Source organism: Streptomyces sp. BE303 (genome assembly GCF_036290945.1).
Lineage (GTDB): Bacteria > Actinomycetota > Actinomycetes > Streptomycetales > Streptomycetaceae > Kitasatospora.
Window position 1 is genome coordinate 1 of sequence record NZ_JAQYWZ010000430.1, and the last position, 749, is coordinate 749.

General features: G+C 75.4%; 1 protein-coding gene. It reads right to left on the bottom strand.

What is annotated here, in order from left to right; translation table 11 throughout:
• A partial coding sequence (locus tag PUR56_RS08655; RefSeq protein WP_329948447.1) for a beta-ketoacyl reductase occupies positions 1-749 on the bottom strand: 749 nt, incomplete at both ends.

A 749-nucleotide genomic window follows, 5' to 3' on the forward strand; every position in this document is an offset into this window, starting at 1 on the left:
GACGGCGGTCAGCGAGTCGAAGCCCAGCTCCTTGAACGCCCGCGACGCCTCGACCGCCCCGGCCGACGCGTGCCCCAGCACCGCCGCGACCTCGGCCCGGACCAGCTCCAGCACGGTCCGCTGCCGCTCCGCCGACGACAGACCCGCCAACCGGGCGGCCAGACCGGAGTTCGACTCCGGCGCGGCAGCCGACTCGGCGGCCTCCGGCAGCCGGTCGAAGAACGGTCGGGCGCGACTCGCGGTGAACAGCGGCAGGAAGTCCGCCCAGCGGACGTCCGCGACGGTGACGGCCGCCTCGCCCGAGCCGACGGCCGATGCCAGCGCGGCCAGCGCCCGGGCGGGATTCATCGGGCTCAGACCCCGGCGGCGCAACTGCGTGGCCGTCTCGTCGTCCGCCGCCATGCCGACCCGGGCCCACGGACCCCACGCGACGGCGGTACCCGGCAGACCCTGCGCGCGACGCCGCGCCACCAGCGCGTCCAGCGCCGCGTTCGCCGCCCCGTACGCCGCCTGCTCCCCGCTGCCCCAGACACCCGAGATCGACGAGAACACCACGAACGCGTCAAGATCCGTACCGACCAACGCGTCCAGGTGCAACGCCCCGTCGACCTTGCCCCGGATCACCCGGTCCAGATGCGCCTCGTCCGCGTCGACCAGCGCCACGTCCTCGCCCACACCGGCCGCGTGCACGACCGCGTCGACCCGACCGACCACGGCCAGCAACGCCTCCACCGCGGACCGATCCGCCA